This is a genomic window from Serinibacter arcticus, from assembly GCF_004786095.1.
GTDB lineage: Bacteria > Actinomycetota > Actinomycetes > Actinomycetales > Beutenbergiaceae > Litorihabitans > Litorihabitans arcticus.
Genome location: NZ_RHPJ01000001.1, coordinates 416184 through 436968, shown reverse-complemented (window position 1 = coordinate 436968; position 20785 = coordinate 416184). Strand labels below are relative to the sequence as shown.

General features: G+C 73.8%; 17 protein-coding genes. 14 read left to right on the top strand and 3 right to left on the bottom strand.

The annotated features are described in order from the left end of the window. Nucleotides 1-4: 4 nt before the first annotated feature. The 9 genes from SERN_RS02040 (at nucleotide 5) to SERN_RS02000 (ending at nucleotide 10905) form a co-directional block, all read left to right on the top strand. Nucleotides 5-1237, top strand: coding sequence for an amidohydrolase (locus tag SERN_RS02040; RefSeq protein WP_233251407.1), 1233 nt, complete (start codon nucleotides 5-7; stop codon nucleotides 1235-1237). Between the two features lie 198 nt (nucleotides 1238-1435). Next, nucleotides 1436-2569, top strand: coding sequence for a BMP family lipoprotein (locus SERN_RS02035; protein WP_135848446.1), 1134 nt, complete (start codon nucleotides 1436-1438; stop codon nucleotides 2567-2569). Between the two features lie 174 nt (nucleotides 2570-2743). Beyond that, complete coding sequence (locus tag SERN_RS02030; protein ID WP_135848445.1) at nucleotides 2744-4420, top strand: ABC transporter ATP-binding protein; 1677 nt, start codon at nucleotides 2744-2746, stop codon at nucleotides 4418-4420. Further along, nucleotides 4417-5745 (top strand): ABC transporter permease, encoded by a 1329-nt coding sequence (locus SERN_RS02025; protein WP_135848444.1) that lies wholly within the window; start codon nucleotides 4417-4419, stop codon nucleotides 5743-5745. The genes SERN_RS02030 and SERN_RS02025 overlap by 4 nt, the downstream gene beginning before the upstream one ends. Next, nucleotides 5742-7022: an ABC transporter permease gene (locus SERN_RS02020; RefSeq protein WP_135848443.1), complete on the top strand. Its 1281-nt coding sequence runs from the start codon at nucleotides 5742-5744 to the stop codon at nucleotides 7020-7022. Before SERN_RS02025 ends, SERN_RS02020 begins: the two co-directional genes overlap by 4 nt. Before the next feature lie 8 nt (nucleotides 7023-7030). Then, entirely contained in the window at nucleotides 7031-7492 is a 462-nt protein-coding gene (locus SERN_RS02015) for a cytidine deaminase (RefSeq protein ID WP_135848442.1), read from the top strand. 84 nt (nucleotides 7493-7576) lie between these two features. Further along, nucleotides 7577-8875: a thymidine phosphorylase gene (locus SERN_RS02010; RefSeq protein ID WP_135848441.1), complete on the top strand. Its 1299-nt coding sequence runs from the start codon at nucleotides 7577-7579 to the stop codon at nucleotides 8873-8875. Between the two features lie 25 nt (nucleotides 8876-8900). After that, nucleotides 8901-9758 (top strand): hypothetical protein, encoded by an 858-nt coding sequence (locus SERN_RS02005; protein ID WP_135848440.1) that lies wholly within the window; start codon nucleotides 8901-8903, stop codon nucleotides 9756-9758. A 25-nt stretch (nucleotides 9759-9783) separates the two neighbouring features. After that, complete coding sequence (locus tag SERN_RS02000; protein WP_135848439.1) at nucleotides 9784-10905, top strand: adenosine deaminase; 1122 nt, start codon at nucleotides 9784-9786, stop codon at nucleotides 10903-10905. A gap of 28 nt (nucleotides 10906-10933) precedes the next feature. On the opposite strand, the gene SERN_RS01995 is transcribed toward SERN_RS02000, so the two are convergent. Together SERN_RS01995 and SERN_RS01990 are read right to left on the bottom strand one after the other, a co-directional pair. Next, nucleotides 10934-12730: a phospho-sugar mutase gene (locus SERN_RS01995; RefSeq protein WP_135848438.1), complete on the bottom strand. Its 1797-nt coding sequence runs from the start codon at nucleotides 12728-12730 to the stop codon at nucleotides 10934-10936. After that, nucleotides 12730-13572 (bottom strand): purine-nucleoside phosphorylase, encoded by an 843-nt coding sequence (locus SERN_RS01990; protein ID WP_233251406.1) that lies wholly within the window; start codon nucleotides 13570-13572, stop codon nucleotides 12730-12732. The genes SERN_RS01995 and SERN_RS01990 overlap by 1 nt, the downstream gene beginning before the upstream one ends. 82 nt (nucleotides 13573-13654) lie before the next feature. On the opposite strand from SERN_RS01990, the gene SERN_RS01985 reads away from it, so the two are divergent. Beyond that, nucleotides 13655-15223, top strand: coding sequence for an NAD(P)H-quinone dehydrogenase (locus tag SERN_RS01985; protein ID WP_135848436.1), 1569 nt, complete (start codon nucleotides 13655-13657; stop codon nucleotides 15221-15223). Nucleotides 15224-15396: 173 nt separating this feature from the next. Here SERN_RS01985 and SERN_RS01980 read toward each other — a convergent pair whose 3' ends face one another. Beyond that, nucleotides 15397-16335 carry a hypothetical protein gene (locus SERN_RS01980; protein WP_135848435.1) on the bottom strand — a complete coding sequence of 313 codons (939 nt, stop codon included), beginning with the start codon at nucleotides 16333-16335 and terminating at the stop codon, nucleotides 15397-15399. A 297-nt stretch (nucleotides 16336-16632) separates the two neighbouring features. On the opposite strand from SERN_RS01980, the gene SERN_RS01975 reads away from it, so the two are divergent. The 4 genes from SERN_RS01975 to SERN_RS01960 all read left to right on the top strand — a co-directional run bounded on the left by SERN_RS01975 (nucleotide 16633) and on the right by SERN_RS01960 (nucleotide 20772). Beyond that, nucleotides 16633-18387: an ABC-F family ATP-binding cassette domain-containing protein gene (locus SERN_RS01975; RefSeq protein ID WP_233251405.1), complete on the top strand. Its 1755-nt coding sequence runs from the start codon at nucleotides 16633-16635 to the stop codon at nucleotides 18385-18387. A gap of 27 nt (nucleotides 18388-18414) precedes the next feature. Continuing rightward, entirely contained in the window at nucleotides 18415-19542 is a 1128-nt protein-coding gene (dapE, locus tag SERN_RS01970) for a succinyl-diaminopimelate desuccinylase (RefSeq protein ID WP_135848974.1), read from the top strand. A gap of 87 nt (nucleotides 19543-19629) precedes the next feature. Beyond that, a complete protein-coding gene (locus SERN_RS01965; protein WP_135848433.1) occupies nucleotides 19630-20424 on the top strand; it encodes an LOG family protein in 795 nt (264 codons plus the stop codon). Between the two features lie 180 nt (nucleotides 20425-20604). Next, entirely contained in the window at nucleotides 20605-20772 is a 168-nt protein-coding gene (locus SERN_RS01960; RefSeq protein ID WP_135848432.1) for a DUF3117 domain-containing protein, read from the top strand. Nucleotides 20773-20785 lie beyond the last annotated feature (13 nt).

The following is a 20785-nucleotide window of genomic DNA, read 5'->3' as shown; positions in this document are numbered from 1 at the left end:
TCCCGTGTCAACCCACCTGCGCGCCACCTTCGACCGACTCGACACCGTCCTCGCCGAGCGGGCCGACCGGCTGCTCGAGGTGCGCCGCGAGATCCACCGCCACCCCGAGGTCGCCTGGACCGAGCACCGCACCAGCGAGCTGGTCCACGCCGAGCTGACCGCCGCGGGGCTCCGCCCGCGCCGCGTCGGCGCCACGGGCATCGTGTGCGACATCCCCGGCGTCGACGGCGACCGCCGCCTCGTCGGGCTGCGGGCCGACCTCGACGCGCTGCCCATCCCCGAGGAGACGGGCCTGCCCTGGGCCTCGGAGCGCAGCGGCGTCTCGCACGCGTGCGGTCACGACGTGCACACCGCCGGCGTGCTCGGCGCCGGGCTGGCCCTCGCCGACCTCGCCTCGCGCGGCGAGCTGCCCGTCGGCGTCCGGCTCGTCTTCCAGCCGGCCGAGGAGGTCCAGCCCGGCGGCGCCGAGATGTTCCTCCAGCACGGGGTCCTCGAGGGCGTCGAGCAGATCTACGCCGTGCACTGCGACCCGAAGATCGAGGTCGGGACGATCGGTTCGCGCATCGGCTCCATCACCTCGGCCTCCGACCCCGTCACGGTCACGCTCCGCTCGCACGGCGGCCACACGTCCCGACCGCACATGACGGGCGACGTCGTCTACGCGCTCGGCCAGGTGATCGCGCAGGCCTCCGGCGTGCTCGGCCGCCGGATGGACCCGCGCGCGGGCGTCAACCTCACCTGGGGCGCCGTGCACGCCGGCAGCGCGACCAACGCGATCCCCACCTCGGGCACGCTCATGGGCACGCTGCGCGTGCTCGACGTGGCCGAGTGGGAGCGCGCCGGCACGCTCCTGGACACCGCGATCGCGCAGATCGTCGCGCCCTACGGCGTCGAGGTCGAGGTGGACCACGTGCACGGCGTGCCCCCGACCGTGAACGAGGCCGGGTGCGTCGCCCACATCGAGGAGGCGGCGCGCGACGTCGTCGGGGAGGACGGCGTCCACCTCACCGAGCAGTCGCTCGGCGGCGAGGACTTCGGCTGGTACCTGCACCGCGTGCCCGGCGCGATGGTTCGCCTCGGGGTGCGCGCGCCGGGAGCGCCCCTGACCGACCTGCACCGCGCCGACCTCGTCGTGGACGAGCGCGCCGTCGTCATCGGGGCCAGGATGCTCGCGCGGACGGTGGTGCTCGCGGGGCACGCACCCGCCCCGGCGCCGATCGTCGCGCCCGTCGTCTGAGCCGCACGGGTCCCGAGGCACGAAGGGCACGGTTCGGTCACGATTGACCTGGATCGTCCCAGTCCGTGACACGGCCGACACATTCGCGACCTATGGTGTGCCGGTGCCGCCCGCGAGGCGGCCCCCTGCGGACGGTCTCCGACGCAGCGACCCAAGACGCGTCACGCCCCGGCGGGACGAAGACTCTGAGGAGTGCATGTGAAGAAGTCGATCATCGCCGTGGCAGGCGCCGCCGCCGTGGCGCTCACGCTGGCCGCCTGCGGCACCCCGACCGACGAGGCCACCACGGGCGGCTCGTCCGAGACCTCCGCGAGCGAGGACGGCTCCGAGACGTCTGCTGCCCCCACCGGCGACGTCGTCGACGGCTTCAAGGCCTGCATGGTCTCCGACCAGGGCGGTTACGACGACCAGTCGTTCAACCAGTCGGGCAAGGAGGGCATGGACCGCGCCGCGGACGAGCTCGGCGTCGAGACCAACGAGATCGAGTCCACCTCGGACTCGGACTACGGTCCCAACATCGACAGCCTCATCGCGGACGGCTGCACCTACATCATCGGTGTCGGCTTCCTCCTCGAGCCGGCCATCCAGTCCGCCGCCGAGGCGAACACCGACATCCAGTTCGGTCTGATCGACTCCTCGCTGAGCAACGACGACTTCTCCCCGCTCGAGCTCCCGAACGTCAAGCCGCTGCTGTTCAACACGGCCGAGGCCTCCTTCCTCGCCGGCTACCTCGCCGCGGGCATCAGCGAGTCCGGCACCGTCGGCACGTTCGGCGGCCTGCCGATCCCGTCCGTCCAGATCTTCATGGACGGCTACGCGGACGGCATCGCGAAGTACAACGAGGACAACGGCACCGACGTGTCGCTCCTCGGATGGGACAAGGAGGCCCAGACGGGCTCCTTCACCGGTGACTTCGAGAACCAGGCCAACGGCACCACCACGGCCCAGGGCTTCATCGACCAGGGCGCCGACGTCATCATGCCCGTCGCCGGTCCGGTCGGCCTCGGTGCGGCCACGGCCATCGAGGGCGGCGGCGCCACGATGATCTGGGTCGACTCCGACGGCTTCAACTCCACCGACTACGGCGACATCATCGCCACCTCGGTCATGAAGGAGATCGGTCAGGCCGTCTTCGACTCCATCTCGGAGGCCTCCACGGGCAGCTTCGACGCGACGCCGTACGTCGGCACGCTCGAGAACGAGGGCGTCGGCCTGGCCGAGTTCCACGACTTCGCCGACTCCGTGCCGCAGGAGCTGCAGGACAAGATCGCCGAGTACCGCGACCAGATCATCGCGGGCGACCTCGTCGTGGAGTCCGTCAACACCCCGTGATCCGGGGCCACCGCTCGCGCTGAGCGGTCACCACCAGCACCACCGCGGGGCGGGCCACTCGGCCCGCCCCGCGGCGCGCCGGTCCCGTCCGGGCGCCGTCGGTGCGTGTGGAATCATCGACTTCCCCCGCCGCCCGTCCCGCGGTGGGCGACGAGTACCTGAGGAGGCCCGCCGATGCGTCTCGAGCTCCGAGGCATCACCAAGCGGTTCGGAACGTTCACGGCCAACGACGGCATCGACATGGTGGTCGAGCCCGGCGAGATCCACGCGATCCTGGGCGAGAACGGCGCCGGCAAGAGCACCCTGATGAACACGCTGTACGGCCTGTACGAGCCCGACGCCGGTCAGATCGTCATCGACGGCGAGCCGGTCGTCTTCTCCGGCCCTGGCGACGCGATGCGGGCGGGCATCGGCATGGTGCACCAGCACTTCATGCTCGTGCCCGTCTTCACGGTGGCCGAGAACGTGGTCCTCGGCCAGGAACCCGTCGGCAAGGGCCTCATCGACCTCAGGCGCGCGCGGCAGATCGTGCGGGAGACCTCGGAGATGCTCGGGTTCGCGATCGACCCCGACGCGAAGATCGAGGACCTCCCCGTCGGCGTCCAGCAGCGCGTCGAGATCGTCAAGGCGCTGTCCCGCAACGCCAAGCTCCTCATCCTGGACGAGCCCACCGCCGTGCTCACGCCCCAGGAGACCGACGAGCTGATCGAGATCATGCGCCGCCTCGCGGCGGCCGGCACGTCGATCCTGTTCATCACGCACAAGCTGCGCGAGATCCGTGCCGTCTCCGACAGCATCACGATCATCCGCCTCGGCAAGGTCGTGGGCAGCGCGACGCCGTCGGCCACGGAGTCCGAGCTCGCCTCGCTCATGGTCGGGCGCAGCGTCAGCCTCGGCGTCGCCAAGGAGCCCGCGCAGCCGCGCGAGGACGTGCTCGAGGTGCGCAACCTCGTGGTGCGGGACACGCACGGCGTGCCGGTGGTCAACGACGTCTCCTTCACCGTGGCGAGCGGCGAGATCCTCGCCGTCGCCGGGGTCCAGGGCAACGGCCAGACCGAGCTCACCGAGGCGATCCTCGGCATCCAGAAGCCCGCGTCCGGCTCGGTCGTGCTGCGGGGGGAGTCGCTGGAGGGCAAGGGTGTGCGCGAGCGGCTCGACTCCGGGCTCGCGTACGTGCCGGAGGACCGCTCCACCGACGGCGTCGTGGGGGAGTTCTCGATCGTGGAGAACCTCGTGCTCGACCGCATCGGTGCCGCCCCGGTCTCGCGCGGGGGCGCGCTCGACATGCGTTTCCTGCGCCGCAACGCCGACGAGCTCGTGAAGGAGTTCGACGTCCGCACCACCTCGGTCGACCGCGCCGTCGGGACGCTCTCGGGCGGCAACCAGCAGAAGGTCGTGCTGGCCCGCGAGCTCTCCCGCCCGCTGTCCCTCCTGGTGGCCTCGCAGCCCACGCGCGGCGTCGACGTCGGCTCGATCGAGTTCCTGCACGACCGGATCGTCTCCGAGCGCGACAAGGGCGCCGCCGTCGTCATCGTCTCGACCGAGCTCGACGAGGTGCTCGCGCTCGGCGACCGCATCGCCGTGATGTGCGGCGGCGAGCTCGTCGGGATCGTCCCCGGCGGTGAGAGCCGCGACGTGCTGGGCCTGATGATGACCGGTATCGGACCGGAGGAGGCGCGCCAGCGCGCCGCCGAGCACCACACCCTGCTGGGCGAGGCGGACCTGGAGGCGGAGGCCGAGGCGGGAGCCGTGCTCGACGCCCCCGCGGCGGACGCCGTCGACGCCCCGGCGACCGAGAGTTCGACCACCCGCTCTGCCACCACCACCTCTGCCGGTGAGGAGAACCGATGAGCACGCCGAAGGAGCCGCTGGGCCCGACGCCGGCCCAGGACCCCCTGGAGCCCGTCGAGCCGCAGTCAGCGGCGGACGACGAGATCGGCACCACCGCCACCGGCCAGCCGGCGCGCACGCCCGGCTTCGGGGAGACCTACCTCCGCGAGGTGCTGTCCTCCTCCTGGCTGCTGACGCTGCTGGCCATCGTGCTGGCCGTGCTGCTGGGAGGTGTGCTGATCATCGCCACCGACCCCGCCGTCCAGGAGGCCGCCGGCTACCTCTTCGCCCGACCGAGCAGCTTCTTCACCGCCGCGTGGGAGGCCGCGTCGCAGGCCTACCTGGCGCTGTTCCAGGGCGCGATCTACGACAGCCAGGCCGCCACGTTCACCCGGGCGATCCGGCCGATCACCGAGACGCTGACGATCGCGACGCCGCTGATCCTCGCCGGGCTCTCGGTCGGCCTCGCGTTCCGCGCGGGCCTGTTCAACATCGGTGGCCAGGGCCAGGTCATCCTCGGTGCCGTGCTGGCGACCTGGATCGGCTTCGGCCTCGACCTGCCCCCCGTGGTCCACCTGGTGCTCGCCCTGATCGGCGGCGCCGTCGGCGGCGCGTTCTGGGCCGCGATCGCCGGTGTGCTGAAGGCGCGGACCGGCGCGCACGAGGTGATCGTCACGATCATGCTCAACAACGTGGCCGCGTACCTGGTGCTGTGGGTCGTGACCACCCAGATCTTCGCCGGCGGCACGTCGGGCACCTCCAAGCCGGTCGGCGAGAACGCCCGCCTGCCCGCGCTGCTTCCCGAGCCGTTCCGCCTGCACCTCGGCTTCGTCCTCGCGCTCGTGCTCGCCGCCGTCGTGTGGTGGCTGATGGAGCGCTCGACGCTCGGCTTCAAGCTGCGCGCGGTCGGCTCCAACGCCCGCGCTGCGCGCACCGCCGGCATCTCGGTGGGTGCGATGACCGTGCTGGCGATGGCGATCGCCGGCGGTCTGGCCGGTCTCGCCGGCGCCAGCCAGGTGCTCGGCACCGAGGGCTACCTGACGGCGTCCGTGGCCGGCACGATCGGCTTCGACGCCATCACCGTGGCCCTGCTCGGTCGCAGCAAGCCGCTCGGCACCGTCCTGGCGGGCCTCCTGTTCGGTGCGCTGGCCGCCGGCGGCCGTCTCATGCAGACCCGCACCGGCACCCCGCTGGACCTCGTGCTCGTCCTGCAGTCCTTCATCGTGCTGTTCATCGCGGCCCCGCCGCTGGTGCGCACGATCTGGCGGCTGCCGAAACCCGGGGCCAGACGCGAGAAGCCGTCACCCACGTCCACGACGCCCGTCACGGCAGGAGCTGACGCATGAGCGCGACCGCCACCGTCACCGGCACCACCGCACCGACCCGCGCGGTCGTCCCCAGCGAGATCCGCCGCACGGGCTATCTGCTCATCGGCATCGCGGCGCTCGCGGCCCTGCTGGCGGTCCTCGTGCCGTCGGGCGACAGCAGGATCCGCATCTCGACGTCGGCCGACGCGCTGCAGATCCCGATCTTCGCCGTTCCCGGCAAGGTCACGGCGATCGTCCTGACGCTCGTCGTCGTCGGCCTCGCGGCGTACGGCTTCCGGCTCACCCAGCGCGGGACGAGGGTCCCGGTGTGGGTCGTCGCGACGGCGGGCGCGCTCGCGTTCGTCGTCCTCCTCCTGCTCCTGAGCGCCGGCAAGGACCAGGTGGTGCCGATCACGGGCCTCCTGGCAGGCACGCTGCTCCTGGGAACACCGCTGGTGTTCGGCGCGCTGTCCGGCGTGGTCTGCGAGCGCGTCGGCATCGTCAACATCGCCATCGAGGGTCAGCTGCTCGCCGGGGCGTTCGCCGCGGCCGTGGTCGCCTCCATGGCGGGCAACGCCTATGTCGGCCTGATCGCCGCACCCGTGGCGGGTCTCGCCGTCGGTGCCCTGCTGGCGTTCTTCTCGATCCGCTACCAGGTCAACCAGATCATCGTCGGCGTCGTGCTGAACGTGCTGGTCGTCGGCATCACGAGCTTCCTGTTCTCCACCGTGCTGAGCGACAACCCGAACCTGAACTCGCGGCTCGGGCTTCCGGTGCTGCCGATCCCGCTGCTGTCGGAGATCCCGGTCGTCGGTCCGGTCCTGTTCCGCCAGAACCTGCTGGTCTACCTGATGTTCGCCATCGTCATCGCGCTGCAGATCCTCATCTTCCGCAGCCGGTGGGGCCTGCGCCTGCGCTCGGTCGGCGAGCACCCCAAGGCCGCCGACACCGTCGGCATCGACGTCAACCGCACCCGGTGGCGCAACACGCTCCTGGGTGGTGCGATCGCCGGTCTGGGCGGGGCGTTCTTCACCGTCGCCTCGGGCCTCGCGTTCGGCAAGGACATGACGGCGGGCAACGGCTTCATCGCGCTGGCCGCGATGATCCTGGGCCGGTGGAGCCCGAAGGGCGCCGTCGTCGCCGCGCTGATGTTCGGTCTGTCCAAGCAGCTCGGCCAGTTCATCCAGCAGCTCCAGGCGCCCATCCCGCCGCAGTTCCTGCTGATGCTGCCCTACGTCGTCACGATCCTCGCCGTCGCCGGTTTCGCCGGCCGGGTGCGCGCACCCGCGGCCGAGGGCGTGCCCTACGAGAAGTGAGCGGGAGCATGGATCACGCGGGCACGACGGACCCGACCGACCCGACCGACTCAGCCGACTCAGCCGTCGACTGGGAGTCGCTGCGCGCGGCGGCGCGCGAGGTCATGGAGCGCGCGTACGTGCCCTACTCGCGCTACCCCGTGGGTGCGGCGGCGATCGTGGACGACGGTCGCGTCGTCGTCGGCTGCAACGTGGAGAACGCCGCGTACGGCGTGACGCTGTGCGCCGAGTGCTCGCTCGTCTCGGCCCTGGTGGTCGGCGGCGGCGGGCGCCTGGTGGCGTTCACGTGCGTGGACTCGCGGGGAGAGACGCTCGCCCCGTGCGGACGCTGCCGCCAGCTCCTGTGGGAGCACGGCGGCCCCGAGCTTCTCGTGGACACCGCGTGGGCGGGCATCGTGCCGATGTCGCAGGTCCTGCCCGGCGCGTTCGGTCCCGACGACCTCGCGATCGGCCGGCGGCCGACCTCCTGACCGACCGGTCGGGACGGCCCGCCGACCGGCCCCGATCTACCTGACCACCCTGACCCGCACGACTGCAGCGACCGAGGAGGAACCGTGGCCGAGAAGTTCGACGCCGTCGACGTCATCCGCACCAAGCGTGATGGTGGTGCCCTGTCCGACGCCCAGATCGACTGGGTGATCGACGCCTACGTCCGGGGCGTCGTCGCGGAGGAGCAGATGGCCGCCCTCGCGATGGCGATCCTGCTGCGCGGCATGAGCCGCTCCGAGATCTCGCGCTGGACGTCCGCCATGATCGCGAGCGGTGAGCGCATGGACTTCTCCGCACTGCGCCACCCCACCGTGGACAAGCACTCCACCGGCGGCGTGGGGGACAAGATCACGCTGCCGCTCGCGCCGCTGGTCGCGGTCTTCGACGTCGCGGTCCCGCAGCTGTCCGGGCGCGGGCTCGGGCACACGGGCGGCACGCTGGACAAGCTCGAGGCCATCCCCGGCTGGCGGGCCGCCATGAGCAACGAGCAGATGATGACGCAGCTCGACGACGTCGGGGCGGTGATCTGCCAGGCGGGATCCGGCCTCGCGCCCGCCGACCGCCGCCTGTACGCGCTGCGCGACGTCACCGGCACCGTCGAGGCGATCCCGCTCATCGCGTCCTCGATCATGAGCAAGAAGATCGCGGAGGGCACCGCCGCGCTCGTCCTGGACGTCAAGGTCGGCTCCGGTGCGTTCATGAAGGACCTCGACGCCGCGCGCGAGCTCGCGCGGACGATGGTCGCCCTCGGGCACGACGCCGGGGTCGACACGCGTGCGCTGCTGACCGACATGTCGACGCCGCTCGGCCTGACCGCGGGCAACGCGATCGAGGTCGCCGAGAGCGTCGAGGTGCTCGCCGGCGGCGGTCCCTCCGACGTCGTCGACATCACCCTCGCGCTCGCCCGCGAGATGCTCGACGCCGCTGGCCGCCCCGACGCCGATCCCGAGGCGGCGCTGCAGGACGGCCGCGCGATGGACGTGTGGAGGCGGATGATCCGTGCGCAGGGCGGCGACCCCGACGCCGCGATGCCCGTCGCGAAGGAGTCCGAGACGGTGCTCGCGCCGGCCGACGGCGTGCTGGTCGGTCTGGACGCGCTGGCCGTCGGCGTCGCCGCGTGGCGCCTGGGTGCCGGACGTGCGCGGCGCGACGACGTCGTGCAGGCCGGGGCGGGCGTCGTGCTGCACGCCAAGCCGGGTGCGCTCGTGCGCGCCGGTGAGCCGCTGATGACGCTGCTGACCGACACGCCCGACAGGTTCGAGCGCGCGCGCGAGGCGCTGGCCGACGCCGTGACGATCGCGCCGGAGGGTTCGCGGCCCCCGGCGACCGACGGCGTCGTGCTGGAGCGCATCACGGCCTCCTAGTCGCGCCGACCCGTAGCGTGATCCCGTGAGCCGACACGACTGGACGCTGAGCGCCGCCCGCCCGCTGCTGGCCGCCGCGGGGGTGGGGGAGCGCGCGCTGCCCGATCCCGGCGCCGTGACCCGACCGCCCGAGGCGGTGGGGAGGCTGGCGCGCGAGGTCGCGCTGTCGCCCGCCCAGAAGCGGCTGGCGCACGCGCCGCTGCGCGGGGGACGCGTCGGCGTGCTGCGGTGGGACGGCGTGCCGATCACGCAGGGCCCGACGTCGTGCGGCGCGATGTCGCTGCTGGTCCTGGCCGCCGCCGGGGATCCGGTGCTGGCCGCGTGGCTGACGACCGGGGCGCGTGTGGGGTCCTCGCCGCCGCCCGAGCTGGTCCGCGCATCGCGCGAGGACCTCGCCGCGCCGGGGGTGTCGCAGCGCGTGGCCGTGGCGGAACGACTGCTGTTCGCGCAGGCGCGCTCGCGCGCGATCGGGCCGCTGCCCTGGCCGGCCGCGATCGGCACGCCGCCCTGGACCGCGGCGCGGACTGCTCGGTTCCGCGGTGTGAGCTACACCCACACGGCCGTGCACGACGCGGACGTGGCCCGCACGCGCGCCGTGCTGGAGACGGTGCGGCGCGCGTGCGAGCTCGGGATCCCCGTGCCGCTGTACACGGGCGGCGACGTGGCCAAGGGCCTCTCGACGGCGATCCCGCGCCACGTGGTGCTCGCGGTGCCGAGCGCGCGGTCGCGGGCCGGCGAGCTGCGCATCTACGAGCCCTCGGGAGGCCGGGTCCACGCCGTCGCGATCGAGGCGCTGCTGGCGCGACGGCGATCGATGCCCGCGCTCGGCCACTGGAGCCACGTGGTGTGGGCGGTGCTGCCGAGCTCGGCGTTCGGGGGCTGAGCGGCACGGCGCTACCGTTGCCACCATGAGCAACGACGACCTCCACGACGCCCCGCCCGCCCTCACCGAGGCGATGATCTGCACGCTTCCCAAGGTCCTGCTGCACGACCACCTCGACGGTGGCCTGCGCCCGACCACGATCATCGAGCTCGCCGAGCAGGTGGGGCACGAGCTGCCCGCGAACGACCCGGACGCGCTGGCGGAGTGGTTCGTCACCTCGGCCGACTCCGGCTCCCTCGTGCGCTACCTCGAGACGTTCGAGCACACCATCGCCGTGATGCAGACCGTGGAGGGCCTGCGACGCGTGGCGCGCGACGCCGCCGTGGACCTCGCCGCCGACGGCGTCGTCTACGCCGAGCAGCGGTACGCCCCCGAGCAGCACCTGCGCGCCGGCCTCACGCTCCAGGAGGTCGTGGACGCGGTGCAGCAGGGCTTCGACGACGGCGTCGCCGAGGCCGCCGAGGCGGGCCACACCATCACGATCGGGACCCTCATCACCGCGATGCGGCACGCCGACCGCGGCGTCGAGATCGCCGAGCTCGCGGTCGCCAACCGTGATCGCGGTGTCGTCGGCTTCGACATCGCCGGCGCCGAGCTGGGCTTCCCGGCCTCGAACCACGCCGAGGCGTTCGCGGCGCTGCGGCGCGAGAACTTCCCCTTCACGATCCACGCGGGCGAGGCCGACGGCGCCTCCTCGGTCTGGGACGCGGTGCAGCAGGGCACGCTGCGCCTCGGTCACGGTGTGCGCCTGGTGGAGGACATCGTCCGACCGCCGCACGAGGACACCGACCACGCGCAGCTCGGCCGCCTGTCGCAGTGGGTGCTCGACCGCCAGATCCCGCTCGAGGTCGCGCCGTCGTCCAACCTTCAGACGGGGATCGCCGGCACCATCGCCGAGCACCCGGTGACGTTCCTGCGCGACCTCGGCTTCGCCGTCACGATCAACACCGACAACCGCCTGATGTCGGCGACCTCGATGAGCCGCGAGTTCAGCCTGCTGGCCGCCGAGGCCGACTGGACGCTCGACGACCTCGAGCAGGCCACACTCGTGGCGGCGTTCAACGGCTTCGCGCACCGGGACGTGCTCGAGCGGATCGTGGCCGAGCAGATCATCCCGGGCTACGACGCGGCACGCGAGCAGGACTGAGCCCGGCGCCGGGCCGCTCGGCCCGGCCCTACAGGCCCGTCGCGACCCGCACGTCGTCGGCGATCGCGGTCAGCCGCGCCGCCGCCAGGGCCCGTGCCCGCTCGAGCGCGCTGCCGTGCGCGAGGCTCGCGCCGTCCTCGACCGGCACGAGCACCTCGAGGTAGGCCTTGAGCTTCGGCTCGGTCCCGCTCGGTCGCACGATCACGCGCGAGCCGTCCGACGTCTCCAGCAGCACCCCGTCGGTGCCGGGCACCGTGTAGGCGCCGCCGTTGACGCCGTCGGGGTCCGGCACCTCGAGACCGTCACCGAGGTCGACCACGCGCGAGACGGCGCTGCCGCCCAGCGTGGCCGGGGGCGCGGCGCGCAGCCGTCCCATCGCCTCGCCGATGAGGCTCAGGTCCGTCACGCGGACGGTGACCGGCGCCGTCGCGTGGAGCCCGTCGCGCACGGCGAGCGCGTCGAGCTCGCCCTGCAGGTCGGAGCCGCGCTCGCGCGCCGCGGCCAGCAGCGTCACGACGGCGACCGCCGCCGAGATGCCGTCCTTGTCGCGGACAGCCGCGGGAGCGACGCAGTAGCCGAGCGCCTCCTCGTAGCCGAACACCAGCCCCGGCACGCGGGAGATCCACTTGAAGCCGGTCAGGGTCGCGCGGTGGCGCAGCCCGTGCGCGCGGCCGATCGCGGCGAGCTGCCGCGAGGACACGATCGAGCACGCCAGGACCGCGTCCTGCGCGGCAGGTGTGCCGGCGAGTGCGGAGGCGACCTGCTCGCCGAGCAGCGCACCCGTCTCGTCACCGGACAGCCGGCGCCACCCGCCCTCGGCGCCGGCGTCGGGGATGGCGACGGCGCACCGGTCGGCATCGGGGTCGACGGCGATGATCACGTCCGCGTCCAGGTCGCGCGCGCACCGGAACGCCAGGTCCATGGCGCCGGGCTCCTCCGGGTTGGGGAACGCGACGGTGGGGAACGCGGGATCGGGCTCAGCCTGCTCCGGCACGGTGTGCAGGTCGGTGACGCCCGCGGCGACCAGCGCGCTGGTGAGCGTGGCACCGCCGACGCCGTGCATCGCCGTCGTGACGACGCGCAGCGATCCGACGCCGGGGTGACCGACGCCCGCCGCACCCGCGGCGAGGGCGGCCAGGTAGGCGGCGTGCACGTCGTCGTCGAGCACGGTCCAGCCCCCGGCGGCGCGCGGGATGTCCGCGACCTGCTTGACGGCGGCGATCCCGGCGGCGATCGCGGCGTCGTACGGCGGAACGATCTGCGCACCCTGGCCGGCGTCCGTCACGATCCGGCCGCCGAGGTAGACCTTGTAGCCGTTGTCGGCGGCGGGGTTGTGGGACGCCGTGACCATGACTCCGGCGTCGGCGCCGAGGTGGCGCACCGCGAAGGCGAGCACCGGCGTCGGCCACTCCTGCGGCATGAGGAGCGCCTCGCCGCCCGCGGCGGTGACGACGGCAGCCGTGTCGTGCGCGAAGACGCTGCTGTAGTGGCGCGCGTCGTAGCCGATCACGACGCGCGGACGAGCGCCCCGGGCCTCCCCGCCGTCCTGCTCGGCCAGGGTGCGCGTCAGGTAGCTCGTCAGCCCAGCGGCCGCACGCAGCACGACGGCGCGGTTCATCCGGTTGCTGCCGCCGCCGATGGCGCCGCGCAGCCCGGCCGTGCCGAACTGCAGCGTGCCGGCGAAGCGGTCGATGAGGTCGGCCGACGCGGCGTCGTCACCCTGCTCGGCGGCGTGGCACAGCGCCGTGATCTCGGCCGCGGTGGCCTCGTCCGGATCGTCGAGCACCCAGGCCCGGGCGCGGGAGAGAGCGTCCTGCAGCGGCATCAGAGCTTCCTGACGATCGCGGCGAGGAGGGCGCTGATGCGCGGTCCGGCGAGCCGGCCGGCCTCGATGACCTCCTCGTGCGAGAGCGGGTCGGGCGAGATGCCCGCAGCGGCGTTCGTGACCAGCGAGATGCCGAGGATCTCCAGGCCCGCCTGACGCGCGGCGATCGCCTCGAGCGACGTGCTCATGCCCACCAGGTGCCCGCCTAGCACCCCGGCCATGCGGACCTCGGCCGGCGTCTCGTAGTGCGGTCCGCGGAACTGGACGTAGACGCCCTCGGCGAGCGACGCGTCGACCTCGCGGGCCAGGTCGCGCAGGCGCGCGGAGTACAGGTCGGTGAGGTCGACGAACGTGGCGCCCTCGAGCGGGGAGGCCGCCGTGAGGTTGATGTGGTCGTTGATGAGCACCGGGGTGCCGGGGGCCCACTCGGGCACGAGCCCGCCGCAGCCATTGGTCAGCACGACCGTCCTGGCGCCCGCGGCCGCCGCGGTGCGCACGCCGTGCGCGACCCGCCGCACACCCTTGTCCTCGTAGAAGTGGGTCCGCGAGCCGAGCACCAGCGCGTACCGGTCCTCGCCGTCGCCGTCGGCCTCGATGCGGACGGAGCGGATGCTCGCACCGTGTCCCGCGACGGCGGGGGCGCTGAAGCCGACGACGTCGGCGGCCGGGACCTCGGCGACGGTCTCGCCGAGGAGGTCGGCGGCGCCGCCCCACCCGGAGCCGAGCACGAGGGCGACGTCGTGGCGCGCGATTCCCGTCGCGTCCGCGATCTGGCGGGCCGCAGCCTCCGCGACGGCGAACGGGTCGGTGGCGGGATCGTCGATGTCGATGGTGGCAGTCACGAGGGAACGGTATCGCCAGGACCTGGGACGGGGCGAGCGCGGGTGGGAGCGCCCGGTGGCCGCGAGCCGCCACAATGGGCGCATGACGTCAACGACACCCGAAGCGACGCCGACCACCTCGACCACCGCGCCTGCCGCGTCTCCGGCGCCGGAGACGGCACCGGCCGTTCCGGCAGCGTCCGCCGACGGCTCGGGGAGCACGACGAACGTCCCGAACGCGACCAACCCCGGGACGTCGAACCGCGGCCCGTCCTCGACCCGGCGCGGCAGCCAGGTGGTCATCGTCGGCGGTGGCCCCGGTGGTTACGAGGCGGCGCTCGTCGCGGCCCAGCTCGAGGCCGACGTGACGCTGGTCGAGCGGCAGGGGATGGGCGGCGCGGCGGTGCTGACCGACGTCGTCCCCTCCAAGACCCTCATCGCCACGGCGGAGTGGCGCGCCCTCGTGGAGAGCGCCGACGAGCTCGGCATCCACATGGGCGAGCTGCGGCACGCGGCGCTCGAGGTCGACCTCGGCGAGGTCAACGCGCGCGTGCTGGCGCTCGCGAAGCAGCAGTCCGGCGACATCCGCGCGAACCTCGAGCGCCAGGGCATCCGGATCGTCGACGGCACGGGTCGGCTCGCGTCGCCCGACACCGTGGTGGTCGCGGGCGAGGGGGAGGACGAGGAGGAGCTGCACGCCGACGTCGTCCTCCTGGCCACCGGTGCCGCGCCGCGGGAGCTGCCGACGGCGATTCCCGACGGCGAGCGCATCCTCACGTGGACGCAGGTCTACTCCCTCGACGCGATGCCCGAGCGGCTCGTGGTCGTCGGGTCCGGGGTGACGGGTGCCGAGTTCGCCGGCGCGTTCAGCGCGCTCGGCGTCGACGTGGTGCTCATCTCCAGCCGCGACCGGGTGCTCCCGGGTGAGGACGCCGACGCCGCGGAGCTGATCGAGAACGCGTTCCGCCGTCGGGGCATGGAGGTGCTGTCGCGCTCGCGCGCCGCGGGCGTCGAGCGGCGGGGCGACGGCGTCGTGGTCACGCTCGACGACGGGCGCGAGGTCCTCGGGTCGCACTGCCTGCTCGCCGTCGGCGGCATCCCGAACACCGCCGGCCTCGGTCTCGCGGGGTCGGGCGTCGCGACCACCGGCAGCGGGCACATCGTGGTCGACCGCGTCTCGCGGACCACGGTGCGCGGCGTCTACGCCGCGGGTGACGTCACGGGCGTGCTCCCGCTCGCGTCGGTCGCGGCGACCCAGGGCCGCATCGCGATGTGGCACGCGCTGGGCGACGCCGTCGCCCCGCTGGACGTGCGCCGCGTGCCCGCGACGGTGTTCACCTCTCCCGAGATCGCGACGGTCGGCGTCAGCGAGGTCGACGCCGCTGCGCACGACGCCCGCGTCACCACCGTGCCGCTCGCGCGCAACCCGCGCGCCAAGATGCTCGGCATCCACGAGGGGTTCGTCAAGGTCGTCTCCCGCGAGGGCTCGGGCTCGGTGCTGGGCGGCGTGGTCGTGGCGCCGCGCGCCAGCGAGCTGATCCACGTGCTGACGCTCGCCGTCGCCACGCGCACGACCGTGGACCAGCTCGCGAGCGCGATGACGATCTACCCGTCGCTGTCGGGCTCGATCGCCGAGGGTGCGCGCCAGCTGCACGCCCGACTGACCGACTGACGCGCCGCGCCGCGCCGCCCCGCCCCGCCCCGCCCCGCCCCGCCGCGAGCGAACCTCCTCCGACGGCGAGAGCGACCCGAGGGCGCTGAGAGCGACCCGCCCCAGGTCGTCCTCAGCCCGCACGGGTCGCTCTCGCGGGAGCGGGAGCGGGAGCGGGGGCGGGGGCGTCGCAGTCACGCTCGCGCCTCGAGGGCGCGTCGTACGCGCGGGAGGTAGTGCCAGGCCGGTTGACCGGTGCGCACGTCGACCACCGACCACCCGGCCTCGAAGACGTGCTCACGACGAACCGCCTCGGACACGGGGTCGGCGCCGCGGAGGTACTTCCCGCGACCGTGCACCTCCACCCCGACCTTCTGGTCGATCCATCCCATGTCGAGCTCGAACGCGCCGCCCGGGGTGTCGACGACGACCAGCGTCGAGGGCACCGGGAGCCCCGCCGCGACGATCTCCGCACGAACGACGCTCTCGGCGGGCGAACCCACGGTGGGCTGACCGAGCGCGACGATCTCGCGGGCGGCTCGCACGCCTCGGCGACCCCGGAGTCGATGAAGGATGCGCTCCATCTCACCCCTGTCGGCTCCGATGACGAGGGCGGAGTCGACGACGGCCAGGGCACGGGCGAGGGGCAGCGTCCGGGCGCAGTCGACGGCTGTTCGCTCGACGGAGGTCACAGGCAGGCCGAGGAAGTCACGGATCTCGTCGTGCGGCAGGTCGGACCGGTACCGACGGAGCGTCACGTCGGCGTGGGCCGTCGAGGAGATCGGACCGACCTGGGTGACCTCGACGACAGCGTCGTGGCGGGGAGGCACCCAGAGCCCGGCGAGGAGCCCGGCGCTGCGGTGGCTGATCGCGAACGCCGTCGACATCCGCGATCCGACGGCCACGATCGCTGCCAGGAGCGCGTCGTCACCCGCTGCCGGCGAGGACGGTGGCCCGTACAGCCCGCGTCGGACCCGCTCGGCCCTCCCCGAGCGCTGGGCCGCCTCGACGCGTCCGCGCCACGCCTCACCCGTCCGCCACAGGGTGGGGAGGGTCGGGGGCGCGATCGGTTCACCTCGAACCGGGGAGGTGAGCCCGTCGTACAGCTCTCGCCTGATCACCCCGCTGGTCATCTCCCCACGGTGCAGCCCGAAGCGCACCCGGACGACCCCGGCGGCAGAGCTCGTGGACGAAGGTCCCCTCCGACGACCGTGGGGACAGTCCGCGAGGGCGACCTGTTCGTCGTGGGAGCGACGTGTCTCCGGTCGCTCCCACGACGCACGGGTCGCTCTCGCGAGGGGGGAGTGGGCGGCCGAGGACCTGGCGGCGGGGAAATGAGGTCGACGGCCCGGGAAGGGCCGCCTAGCGTGGGGGCGTGCTCAGCTGATCCGCCCCGCGTCCGAGTCCCCTCGACACCTCAGGCAGGTTCCGTGCCAGCACCGCTCCCACCCCCCTCGTCCACGCGGACGACCCCGTCCGGCCCCGTCCTCGCCGCCCGCGGCGTCTCGTTCGCCCACCCGGGCGACGGCGCCGCCCACCCCGTCCTGACCGACGTCACGCTGCAGGTCGACCCCGGCCACCGCACCGGGCTCGTCGGCGAGAACGGGTCTGGCAAGTCCACGCTGCTGCGACTGCTCGCGGGCGACCTCGTGCCCGACGCCGGCACCGTCGCCCGGCCCGACGACCTCGGCGTCCTCGCGCAGGAGCTTCCCTACGCCGGGCACACCCCGGCGGGTCGCGTGGTCGAGCACGCGCTCGCCGCCGTCCGGGCGATCGAGCGCGAGCTCGACGCCGCGGGCGAGGCGCTCGCGGCGGGCGACGACGGCGCGACCGCCCGGTACGAGCGCGCCCTGGCGGCGGCCGAGGCCGCCCAGGTCTGGGACGCGGACGCCCGCGCGGGGGCGATGCTCGGCGGCCTCGGGCTCGCCGTCGTGCTGGACGACCCCGAGCGCGCCGTCGGCACGCTCTCCGGAGGGCAGCGCACGCGCCTGCACCTCGCCGCGCTGCTCGTGCGCAGCCCGAGCGCGCTCCTGCTCGACGAACCCACCAACCACCTGGACGACGACGCCGCGGACTTCCTCGCCGGCGTCCTGCGTGCCGGGACCGGCGCCGTGCTCATGGCCAGCCACGACCGAGCCTTCCTCGACGCCGTCGCGACCGAGATCGCCGACCTCGACCCCACCGCCCGCGCGGTGGGCGAACCGGCCGGGATCGTCCTCACGGGCGGCACGTTCACCGATCACGTGGCCGCGCGGGCCGCCGCGCGCGCGGCGTGGCAGACCCGGTACGAGGCCGAGCAGGAGGAGATCACCCAGCTGCGCCACACCGTCGCCGTCACGGCTCGTCAGGTCGCGCCGGGGCGCGGCCCCACCGACAACGACAAGTTCATCACCCGGTTCAAGGGCGCCCGCGTCGAGCGGACCGTCTCGCGCCGTGTGCGCGACGCCGCAGGCCGGCTCGCCGACCTCGAGCGCGACCAGGTGCGCAAGCCTCGGCCGGCGCTGCGCCTGTCGATGCCGGCCTCGCTCACGAGCGGCACGTCGGGCAGCGCCTCCGACACCCCTGCGCCCGGCGGCCTGCTCGCCTGGGCGCGCGACGTCGTCGTGCCGGGAAGGCTCGACCTCCCCGCCGCGGGAGTCCCCGGCATCGAGCTGACGGCCGGCTCCCGGCTGCTGCTGACGGGGGGCAACGGGGCAGGCAAGTCCACGCTGCTGCACGCGCTCGCCGGCGACCTCGAGCCGGCGTCCGGACACGTCGGCACGATGCACGGCGTGCGGGTCGGCCTGCTCGAGCAGGACCTCGCGCTGGCGGGTGAGCGGCGCACGCCGCGCGACCTGCTGACGCTCGTCCAGCACCCGGGCACGACCTCGTCCGACGACCAACGCCCGGTCGACGCCTACGGTCTCCTCGCGCCGCGCGACCTCGGCCGCCCCGTGGCCGACCTGTCCGTCGGCACCCGGCGCCGCGTGGTCCTGGCGATGCTGCTCGCGCAGGCGCCCGACGTGCTCCTGCTGGACGAGCCGACCAACCACCTCGCCCTGGCCCTCGTCGACGAGCTGCTCGCCGCGCTGCGGGCGTGGCCGGGCGCCGTCGTCCTCGCCTCGCACGACCGGTGGCTGCGGGAGCACTGGGACGGCGACGTCGTCCACCTCGCGCCACCCGCGCCGCCCACGGCTCCCGCGTAGGGTCGAGGAGTGACCCACGCGACCGCCATGCTGCCCGACCTGAGGACCGTCGACCCCGTCGAGCTCACGCGCCTCCTGTGCGACATCCCCTCCGTGAGCGGTGACGAGGCCGCGATCGCCGACGCGATCGAGGTCGCGCTGCGGTCCCTGCCGCACCTCGAGGTCCTGCGCGACGGCGACGCCGTCCTGGCACGCACCTCGCTCGGCCGCGCCAGCCGCGTGGTCGTCGCCGGTCACATCGACACCGTCCCGGTCCAGGGCAACCTCCCGACGCAGGTGCGGACCGCGTCCGCCGCCGAGGGCGAGGTCCTGTGGGGCCGCGGGACCGTCGACATGAAGGGCGGCGTCGCCGTCGCCCTCCACCTGGCCGCCACGGTCACCGAACCCGCCGTCGACGTCACCTACGCCTTCTACGACCACGAGGAGGTCGAGGCCGAGCTGAACGGGCTGGGCCGCATCGCGCGCCACCACCCCGACTGGCTCGCGGCCGACTTCGCGATCCTCGGCGAGCCCACGGCGGGTCACGTCGAGGGCGGCTGCAACGGGACGATGCGCCTCGAGGTCGCGACGGCGGGGCGCACCGCCCACTCGGCGCGCGCCTGGCGCGGCCACAACGCGATCCACGACCTCGCCCCCGTGCTGGCGGCGCTCGCGGCCCACGAGAGCGAGACGGTCACCGTCGACGGGCTCGACTACCGCGAGGGCCTGGGGGCCGTCGGCATCGGCGGCGGCATCGCCGGGAACATGATTCCCGACGCCGCGGTCGTCACCGTGAACTACCGCTTCGCCCCCTCGCGCAGCGCCGACGACGCCGAGGCGTACGTCCGCACCGTCCTCGCCGACGCCCTGGCCGGGCTGGACGGCGCGACCGTCACCGTCACGGACGTCGCCCCCGGCGCCCGCCCCGGGCTCGACCACCCCGTCGCCGCCGCGTTCGTCGCAGCCGCCGTCGCGGCCACCGGCGCCGAGGTGAACCCGAAGTACGGCTGGACGGACGTGGCCCGCTTCTCCGCGCTGGGCGTGCCCGCCGTCAACTTCGGCCCGGGCGACCCCAACCTCGCGCACGCGGACGACGAGCGCTGCCCGACGGCGCAGATCACCGCCGTCGCGACGGCGCTGCGTGCGTGGCTCGCGCCCGAGCGCGCGGCAGACTGACCCCTCGCACCCGACCCGCACCCGACCCGCACCCGACCCCGCGCCCGGCCGCGACGCCGGACGCCCCCGACCCGGAAGGCACCGCTGATGAGCATCTCCGGCACGAACCGCCGCACCTACCAGAAGGGCCCCGTGACCCTGCGCGGGGAGCAGGTGCCCGCGACCACCACGGACGAGCGCCTGCTCGGGACGGACGACGGCGCCTGGGTGCACTCCGACCCGTGGCGCGTGCTGCGGATCCAGTCGGAGTTCGTGGAGGGCTTCGGCGCGCTCGCCGAGCTCGGCCCGGCGGTGAGCGTGTTCGGCTCGGCGCGCATCCGCGAGGGTGAGCCGGAGTGGGTGCTCGCCGAGGAGGTCGCACGCGAGCTCGTCGACGCCGGCTACGCGGTCATCACCGGCGGCGGTCCCGGCCTCATGGAGGCCGCGAACAAGGGCGCGCACGAGGCGGGCGGCGTGTCGGTCGGGCTCGGGATCGAGCTGCCGTTCGAGCAGGGGATGAACGCCTACGTCGACCTCGGTGTGAACTTCCGGTACTTCTTCGTCCGCAAGACGATGTTCGTCAAGTACGCCTCCGGCTTCATCGTCCTGCCCGGTGGTTTCGGCACGTTCGACGAGCTGTTCGAGGCCATCACGCTCGTCCAGACCGGCAAGGTGCGCCAGTTCCCGATCGTGCTGGTCGGGACGGCGTTCTGGGGCGGCCTGCTCGACTGGCTGCGCGCCACCGTCCGCGAGCGCGGGCTGGTCGGCGACCACGACGTCGACCTCCTGCACGTGGTCGACTCGCCCGCCGAGGCGGTTCGCATCGTCTCCGAGGTGGCGGCCGAGCTCGCGCGGCAGGAGCGCGAGTCGACGGCGGAGGCCGCCGCGGAGGGTGCCGACTAGCGTCGGCGCCGCACAGCGCCTTCACAGGTCCGTCGCGTCCTGGTGCGCGTGGGAGCGCGCCCGTGCCACGCGGGAGCGGGCCAGGGTGTCCTACAATGGACCCGCCAGGGTGACCAGGGGGTCATCGTCGGCAACGGCTGACCAGCAGGTTCGCCGACAACGACGGAGGGATCCGCAACGATGGCCGCCATGAAGCCCAGAACGGGTGACGGACCTCTCGAGGTCACCAAGGAAGGCCGCGGCATCGTCATGCGCGTGCCGCTCGAGGGTGGCGGCCGCCTGGTCGTCGAGCTCAAGGCCGACGAGGCCAGCGCGCTCAAGGAAGCCCTCGCCGGCGTCGTCGGCTGACCTGGCCCCACTC

Coding starts and splice junctions, on each gene's coding strand:
- SERN_RS02015 (WP_135848442.1), top strand. CDS start 7,031: ATGGATCACGCGGGCACGACGGACCCGACCGACCCGACCGACTCAGCC.
- SERN_RS02020 (WP_135848443.1), top strand. CDS start 5,742: ATGAGCGCGACCGCCACCGTCACCGGCACCACCGCACCGACCCGCGCG.
- SERN_RS01960 (WP_135848432.1), top strand. CDS start 20,605: ATGGCCGCCATGAAGCCCAGAACGGGTGACGGACCTCTCGAGGTCACC.
- SERN_RS01965 (WP_135848433.1), top strand. CDS start 19,630: ATGAGCATCTCCGGCACGAACCGCCGCACCTACCAGAAGGGCCCCGTG.
- SERN_RS01985 (WP_135848436.1), top strand. CDS start 13,655: ATGACGTCAACGACACCCGAAGCGACGCCGACCACCTCGACCACCGCG.
- SERN_RS01980 (WP_135848435.1), bottom strand. CDS start 16,335: ATGACCAGCGGGGTGATCAGGCGAGAGCTGTACGACGGGCTCACCTCC.
- dapE (WP_135848974.1), top strand. CDS start 18,415: ATGCTGCCCGACCTGAGGACCGTCGACCCCGTCGAGCTCACGCGCCTC.
- SERN_RS02000 (WP_135848439.1), top strand. CDS start 9,784: ATGAGCAACGACGACCTCCACGACGCCCCGCCCGCCCTCACCGAGGCG.
- SERN_RS02025 (WP_135848444.1), top strand. CDS start 4,417: ATGAGCACGCCGAAGGAGCCGCTGGGCCCGACGCCGGCCCAGGACCCC.
- SERN_RS01995 (WP_135848438.1), bottom strand. CDS start 12,730: ATGCCGCTGCAGGACGCTCTCTCCCGCGCCCGGGCCTGGGTGCTCGAC.
- SERN_RS02030 (WP_135848445.1), top strand. CDS start 2,744: ATGCGTCTCGAGCTCCGAGGCATCACCAAGCGGTTCGGAACGTTCACG.